Genomic DNA, 7,428 nt, shown 5'->3' with positions numbered 1-7,428 from the left:
GCGTGGAGGCGGTATGAATAAGCCGCTGCACTGGGCCTTCGTCACCGGCGGTGGCGGCGATATCGGCGGCGCCATCGCCGATGTGCTGGCATCCCGCGGCTGGGGTGTCATCTGCGCCGATCTCGCGGCGGACCGCACGGCAGAGGTTGTGGCGCGCGTCCGGGCGGCGGGCGGCGTGGCCGAGGCCATGACGCTCGACGTGACGGACGAGGCGGCGGTGAATGACGCGGCCCGCGCGGCGCTTGCAATCGGCGACGTGCGGGTGCTGGTCAACAATGCCGGCCATGCCTTCAGCTACAAGATGCGCGACCTGGATTTCGCCACCTGGCGGCGGGATATCGCGCTCAACCTCGACAGCGCCTTTCTCTGCACGCGCGCCTTTCAGGACCATCTGCTGGCTTGCGGGGGGGTGATCGTCAACATGGGGTCGGTCAACGGGCTCAGCGGCAGTTTCGGCCATCCGGCCTATAGCGCCGCCAAGGCGGGGCTGCTGCATTTCACCCAATGCCTTGCTGTCGAATACGGGCCGCACGGCGTGCGGGTGAATGCGGTCGCTCCTGGCACGGTGCGCACGCGCGCCTGGGATGGACGGCTCGCCGCCAACCCCCAGGTCTTCGAGGAGGTCACCGCCTGGTATCCCCTGCGGAAGGTTGCGACCCCGCTGGATGTGGCGCGCGCGGTGGCCTTTCTTGCCTCCGACGAGGCCTCGCATATCACCGGCGTGATCCTGCCGGTGGATGGCGGCATTACCGCCGGTCTGACGCAGCTGCATCAGTCGATCACACAACAGAAGTGAGACGATGCAAAGCCCTGGGACCTGCGCCTGGTAAGAATTTTGTTGTGAGCGGTGGCATTCGTCCCAAGGCTGAACCGTCAACGCGACGCCACAAGGAGAAACGAAAGATCGGAACATCCCGGCTATACAAGCCGGCGTAGCCCTGCTTAGAGTTCAGCCCTGCATTGCTCGAACCCCAACCAAGGCTCCCTCATGCGCATCGCCCGTTGTCCCCTCCTCGCCGGCGGCGTCTCCGCGGCGTTCGCTCTGACCCTTGGTCTGTTTGCCGCAGCGCCGGCGAGGGCGGATACGGTGCTGTCGCTGGTCGCGGCCGACTACGGAACAGGTCCCAAGGATACCAGCGAGATCTACTGGCGGAAGATCGCGGATGACTTCCATGCCGCGAATCCGACGATCACGGTGAAGGTTCAGATCGTCAACTGGAATGACTTCGATACCAAGGTTCAGACCATGGTGCAGAATCGCCAGTATCCAGACATCACCGAGGGCGATTATTTCTCGAACTATGCGCAGGAAGGACTTCTCTACAAGGTCAGTGACGTCTTTTCGGACCCGTCAAACCTGATGCCGGTCTTCAAGGAACTGGGCAGCTATAACGGCGTGCAATACGGCCTGCCCTTCACCACCAGTGCCCGCGCCCTCTTCTACAACAAGGCGATTTTTGCCGAAGCCGGCATCACCACCCCGCCCAAGACCTGGGATGAGATTGCGACGGATGCGGCAAAGATCGAGGCCAAGGGCAAGATCGGCTTCGGCCTGCCGCTCGGGCCAGAGGAAGCCCAGGCGGAGACGCTGCTGTGGTTCCTCGGCAATGGCGGCGGCTACCAGTCGGCGGACGGCAAATGGGTGATCGACAGCCCGGAGAACGTCGAGACCCTGAAATTCATGACCAAGCTGGTGAAGGCGGGCGATACCGAGCCGAACCCCGGCACCAAGAACCGCACCGATCTGTTCAATGAATTCGCCCAAGGCCAGATCGGCATGATGAATGGAGAGGTGGCGCTGCTGCCGATCATCAACTCCGCCAACGTTCTCAAGAAGGGCGATCTTGGCACCGCCGCGATCGCCGGCCGCACCGGGCCGATCGACAAGACGCTGGGCGTCTGCGATTTCGTGGCCGCCTTCAAAACGGATGGCAGCAAGCAGGCGGCGATCAAGAAGTTTCTCGATTTCGCCTTCCAGGATAAATACCAGCTCGACTTCGTGCATATGTATCTGGAACTGCCGGGCACGACCTCGGCGGCCGTCGAACTCGCGAAGACCGACGCAACGCTCGCGCCCTTTGTGAAGGCTCTGCCGAATGCGGTTCAATACCCGAACGATCCGGTTTGGGCGCAGGTGAAGACGCAGATCCAGCAGATCATCGGCACCGCCATCGGGCCCGATCCGAAGGCAGTGCTGACGACGATCCAGCAGACCGCGCTCAAGGGAAGCTGAGCCGTCAACCACGCGAGGGCGCATGGCCCGCACCGCGACCGGGGTCTTTGAACGGAGGCCCTGGCAGTGGCGGCGAAGCCGGCACCGAGCACGCTATACAACCCCGCGGAGCCGCGCCTAGAGTTCGGCCCGCTTAAGAAGAAACACCAGGAGAAGGCTTCCTATGCGCATCGCCTGTCGTCCCCTCTTCGCCGGCGGAATGTCCGCGGCTTTTGCTCTGACCCTGGGTCTGTTTGCTGCCGAACCGGCGCGAGCGGATACGGTTCTGACACTGGTGGCCGCCGATTACGGCACCGGCCCCGCCGACAGCAGCCAGATCTACTGGCAGAAGATCGCGGACGCGTTCCATGCGGCCAATCCGTCGATCACCGTGAAGGTCCAGACGGTCAACTGGAACGATTTCGACACCAAAATTCAGACCATGGTGCAGAATCGCCAGTATCCTGACGTCACCGAAGGCGACTACTTCTCGAACTATGCGCAGGAAGGTTTGCTCTACAAGGCGAGCGACGTGCTCAGCGATCCTTCGAACCTGATGCCGGCCTTCAAGACGCTGGGCAGTTACGAGGGTGTGCAGTACGGCATGCCCTTCACCACCAGTTCGCGGGCGATGTTCTACAACAAGAAGCTCTTTGCCCAGGCCGGCATTGCCGCCCCGCCCAAGACCTGGGATGAGCTGATGACGGATGCCGGTAAAATCGAAGCCCTGGGCAAGATCGGCTACGGCATGCCGCTCGGGCCGGAAGAGGCGCAAGCCGAAACGTTCCTCTGGCTCCTCGGCAATGGCGGCGGCTTCCAGACGGCGGACGGTAAGTGGGACATCAACAGTCCGCAGAACGTCGAGACGCTGGACTTCATGACCAAGCTTGTGAAGGCCGGCGATACCGAACCCAATCCGGGCACCAAGAACCGCGCCGTGATCCTGGAGCAGTTCGCCCAGGGCCAGGTCGGCATGCTCAACGGTCTTACCGCGCTGCTGCCCATCATCAAGCAGGCGGGCGTGCTCAAGGACAGTGATTGGGGCACGGCGCCGATCGCGGGCAAGACCGGTCCGCTCGATACGACGCTCGGCGTCTGCGACTTCATCGCCGCCTTCAAGACCGACGGTTCCAAACAGGAAGCCATCAAGAAGTTCCTGGATTTTGCGATGCAGGACCAGTACCAGGTCGATTTCGCCCAGGAATACAACCTGCTGCCGGGCACGACCTCGGGGGCTGCGGCCTTCGTGAAGGTTGATCCGGCGCTCGCCTCCTTCGTCGATGCCCTGCCCAAGGCTGTGCAGTATCCGAATTCCCCCGTCTGGGCCCAGGTGAAGACGCAGATCCAGCAGCTCATCGGCACCGCCATCGGCCCGCATCCGAAGGCTGTGCTGGATAGCATCCAGCAGACCGCGCTCAAGGGCAGCTGAGCCGCGGGCGGTATTTCCGAATGAGCCTGTCCACGCTCGAGCAGGGGGTGGTGGCGCAGAAGCGCCATCGCCCCACGCGGTTTTTCTCCCGGCTAGGCCCTGTCCTCTGGGTCGGGCCTGCCGTCCTGCTGATCGCCGGGGTGGTGCTCTGGCCCGTCGTCATCATGATCGAGACCGCCTTCCAGAATATCAGCCCGGACGGGTTCATCCGCGGCTGGGCGGGCTGGCGGAACTTCGTCTTCCTCTGGCAGGAGCCCGATCTCACCGGCATCCTGGTCCGCACCGTGATCTGGGTCGCGACCATCGTCGTCTGCACCATGCTGATCAGCTTGGCGCTCGCCCAGCTCTTCAACCAGAAATTCCCGGGACGCCGAGCGGCGCGTTGGGCGCTTATCGCGCCGTGGGCTGCCTCCGTCATGATGACGGCGATCGTTTTTCGCTGGGGGCTTGACGCCAATAACGGCGTCATCAACGTCTTCCTCCACGACATCGGCCTGCTGGCCCGTTTCAACAGCGAAGCTTCGGACTGGCTGGGCTCGCCCGGCTCCGCCTTCGCCTGGATGATCGTGGTCGCGATCTTCGTTTCCGTGCCTTTTTCGACCTACGCGCTGCTCGCCGGGCTTCAGAGCATTCCCTCCGACGTCTATGAGGCGGCGCGGGTGGATGGTGCCGGGGTCTGGCGCACCTATCTCGGCATCACCCTGCCCTTGCTCAGGCCGGCCTTCATCGTAGCCTTGCTCATCAACGTCATGAACGTCTTCAATTCCTTCCCGATCATCTGGGAGATGACGCGCGGCGGCCCCGGGCATCAGACCAGCACGACGACGACTTTCATGTATCAGCTCAAACAGAGCTATATCGGCGAGTCGGCCGCCATGTCGGTGGTGAATTTCGGCCTCGTGCTGCTCATCGTCCTGGTCTATCTGCGCGTGACCGTCTGGAAATCAGGGACGGCCGAGCCATGAGCGCCACAACCCTGCGCCCGAAACCCTGGCCCTGGCAGCGGCTGGTCTATGCCGGCCTCGCCTATATCGTGGCCGCGATCTTCCTGCTGCCCTATCTCGAAATGATCGTCTCGGCGCTGCGCCCGGCGAACGAGATGCTGGCGCGAACCTATCTGCCGAGCCATTTCGACATTTCGGCCTTCTTCAATATCTGGAAGACCGGCTTCGGCCAGCATCTGCGCATCAGCCTTGAGGTCGCGAGCGGATCGACCCTGCTCGTGCTGTTGGTGGCCATTCCAGCCGCCTATTATACTGCCCGGCAGCGCTTCCGTGGCCGCGGCGCGTTCATGCTCCTCGTGCTGGTCACCCAGATGTTCCAGCCGACGGCCATGCTCGTCGGCCTCTACCGGGAATTCCTCGATTTCGGGATGCTCGACAGCGTGGTCGCGCTGATCCTGGTGAATGCCGGTTTCAACATGGCCTTTGCGGTCTGGATTCTGAACGCCTATGTCTCGGCCATCCCGGCCGAGTTGGAGGAGGCTGCCTTCATCGACGGGTCGAGCCGGATCGGCGCGCTCTTCCGCATCACCCTGCCGCTGGCGCTCCCCGGCATCGTGACCGCGCTGATCTTCACTTTCATCAGCGCCTGGAACGAATTCATTGTGGCTTTGACGCTGACGACCTCTTCCGCGACCGAACCGCTGACGGTCGCCCTCAACTCCTATATCGGCCAGTATCAGGTGGATTGGAGCCATCTTTTCGCGGGTTCGGTGATCGCAACGATCCCCGTGATCATCCTGTTCGCGCTGATCGAAGGGAAGGTTGTGGGCGGGCTCACCGCCGGATCGATCAAGTGAGCGGCTTGGGTCCTGCGGACAGCGTGCGGCCGCCCCGGGTCGAGATCTGTGTCGATGATCTCGCCGGCGCCTTGGCGGCCGAGGCCGAGGGTGCGGACCGCATCGAGCTTTGCAGCGCGCTCTCCGAAGGCGGGCTGACGCCGAGCTTTGGCCTAGTTCAGGCAGTGCTGGGCCGGGTGCGCCGCATTGGCGTGCGCATCATGATCCGGCCGCGCGGGGGCAATTACGTCTTCTCCTCGGAAGAGGTGGAGGTGATGCAGGCCGATATCGCGGCCTTCCGGGCGTTGCCCAAGGCTGCCGGGGTCACCATCGGTTTCGTCTGCGGGGCGCTGACCAATGCGGGTGTGGTCGATGCGCGGGCCATCACCCGGCTGAAAGCGGCCTGTGGCGGCGCACCCATGACCTTTCACAAGGCTTTCGATGCGGCGCGGGACCTGCCGGCAGCGCTCGAAACCCTGCTCGGCCTCGGCATCCGCTCGGTCCTGACCTCAGGCGGCAAGGCGACGGCCGAAAGTGGCGCGGAGGCCTTGGCGGCACTCGTTACCCAGGCAGCGGGGCGCGTCGCCATCATCGCCGGCGGTAGCGTGCGGGCGGGCAATGTGCGGGCACTGGTGGAGCGGACCGGCGTGCCGGACGTGCATCTCCGGGCCATGCGGCCAGACGCTTTCGGCCGGCTCGTGACCTCGACGGAGGAGGTCGCGGCCTTCATCCGGGCGGCGCGCCCGGGCTGAGGGGGAGAGGTGGCGCGCGTCCTTGCCGTCGATGTCGGCGGCACGAGCTTCAAGGCGGCGCTGGTCGAAAGCGACGGCGCCATGCAGGTCTGGGAGAGCGAGCCCACCGGCGGCGCGCTGGGGGAGGCGGCCTATCTGCGTCTCGCGTCCTATATCGGTCGGATTCTCGGCGAAATCGTGGGCGAGGCGCCGTCTGCTCTTGGGCTGATCGCGCCGGGAATGGATGAACGGAACGGCCAGGTGATCTTCGCGGCCAATCTCGGCTGGCGGGATTTTCCGCTCGGAGCCCGGCTTCGGGCCGCCTTCGGCTTGGCCGTGGCGGCGGGGCACGATGTGCGGACGGCGGGACTCGCCGAATCGCTGCTGGGCGCCGCGCGAGGCGAACAGGACGCCGCCATGATCATGATCGGCACCGGCATCGCCGCAGCCTTTCTCTGTAACGGCCAGGCGGTCTCGGGTGCGCGGCAAATGGCCTGTGAAATCGGCCATGCGCCGGTCTATCCGGAGGGGGAGGCCTGCGCCTGCGGTCAGTTCGGCTGTCTCGAAACCTATGCCTCGGCTGCTGCCATCGCCCGGCGCTACCGGGCGGCGGGGGGCACCGAAGCGCTTTCGGCCGCCGAGATCAGCCGGCGGCTCGGCGCCGATCCGGTGGCGGCGCGTGTCTGGGGGGAGGCTGTGGAGGCTCTCTCCATCGCCTGCGCCACGGTGACTCTTATGCTCGACCCGGCGGTCATCGTCATCGGCGGCGGTTTGGCGGAAGCGGAGGAGGTTTTGCTCTCGCCTTTAGGGGCGGCGCTCGCGCGCCGGCTCGCCTGGCGATCGCCGCCACCGCTCAAACGCACGTCTCTGGGTGCCCGCGGGGCACTGCTGGGGGCGGCGATTCTGGCCTTTCGCAGCCAGGGACTCGGCATCGCGGAGATGGTGGCCGCGGCCGGGCCAATCGCGTGAAGCGCTGACCCGGTCAGGAGAGATCGAGATTGGCCCGGCTGCCGGTCACGGCGTGTCGGAGCGAAGGCTTCTCCGCGCGGGCTTGTCTAGAGGAATTTTACGCTGGGCTACCCCGCGCCCGTGACAGTGAGATGACGATTGGCTGGTGTTGACGACCCGGGACAGGGGGCCTAGAAGCCGTTTCACCGACGGGGATCGGGGGTTGCGGCGGGTTGGTTGATCTGCTAAAAGCTCTGCCTCCTTCGACAAGATTATCGGCCTGGGCGCCCTGAGAGATTGGGGTGGTTTTGGGCATGTTCTTTGAGAA

General features: G+C 64.5%; 7 protein-coding genes. All 7 read left to right on the top strand.

Annotated elements, in window-relative coordinates:
- A partial coding sequence (locus VL752_RS05800) for an SDR family oxidoreductase (RefSeq protein ID WP_325353080.1) occupies positions 1-796 on the top strand: 796 nt, incomplete at its 5' end.
- 192 nt (positions 797-988) lie between these two features.
- On the top strand, positions 989-2,233 hold the full coding sequence (locus tag VL752_RS05795; protein ID WP_325353078.1) for an extracellular solute-binding protein: 1,245 nt from the start codon (positions 989-991) through the stop codon (positions 2,231-2,233).
- A 163-nt stretch (positions 2,234-2,396) separates the two neighbouring features.
- The gene (locus VL752_RS05790) at positions 2,397-3,641 is read left to right on the top strand and encodes an extracellular solute-binding protein (RefSeq protein ID WP_325353076.1); all 1,245 of its coding nucleotides are present in this window, start codon (positions 2,397-2,399) and stop codon (positions 3,639-3,641) included.
- A gap of 20 nt (positions 3,642-3,661) precedes the next feature.
- Complete coding sequence (locus tag VL752_RS05785; RefSeq protein WP_325353074.1) at positions 3,662-4,606, top strand: carbohydrate ABC transporter permease; 945 nt, start codon at positions 3,662-3,664, stop codon at positions 4,604-4,606.
- A complete protein-coding gene (locus tag VL752_RS05780; protein WP_325353072.1) occupies positions 4,603-5,442 on the top strand; it encodes a carbohydrate ABC transporter permease in 840 nt (279 codons plus the stop codon). The genes VL752_RS05785 and VL752_RS05780 overlap by 4 nt, the downstream gene beginning before the upstream one ends.
- A complete protein-coding gene (locus VL752_RS05775; RefSeq protein ID WP_325353070.1) occupies positions 5,439-6,173 on the top strand; it encodes a copper homeostasis protein CutC in 735 nt (244 codons plus the stop codon). Before VL752_RS05780 ends, VL752_RS05775 begins: the two co-directional genes overlap by 4 nt.
- A 9-nt stretch (positions 6,174-6,182) precedes the next feature.
- Positions 6,183-7,121 (top strand): ROK family protein, encoded by a 939-nt coding sequence (locus VL752_RS05770; protein ID WP_325353068.1) that lies wholly within the window; start codon positions 6,183-6,185, stop codon positions 7,119-7,121.
- The last annotated feature ends 307 nt before the right edge of the window (positions 7,122-7,428 follow it).

The organism is Acidisoma sp., assembly GCF_035492295.1.
Taxonomy (GTDB): domain Bacteria; phylum Pseudomonadota; class Alphaproteobacteria; order Acetobacterales; family Acetobacteraceae; genus Acidisoma.
The sequence above is the reverse complement of the archived record's forward strand: the minus strand, read 5'-3'. Positions and strand labels throughout refer to the sequence as shown.

Coding starts and splice junctions, on each gene's coding strand:
- VL752_RS05795 (WP_325353078.1), top strand. CDS start 989: ATGCGCATCGCCCGTTGTCCCCTCCTCGCCGGCGGCGTCTCCGCGGCG.
- VL752_RS05790 (WP_325353076.1), top strand. CDS start 2,397: ATGCGCATCGCCTGTCGTCCCCTCTTCGCCGGCGGAATGTCCGCGGCT.
- VL752_RS05785 (WP_325353074.1), top strand. CDS start 3,662: ATGAGCCTGTCCACGCTCGAGCAGGGGGTGGTGGCGCAGAAGCGCCAT.
- VL752_RS05780 (WP_325353072.1), top strand. CDS start 4,603: ATGAGCGCCACAACCCTGCGCCCGAAACCCTGGCCCTGGCAGCGGCTG.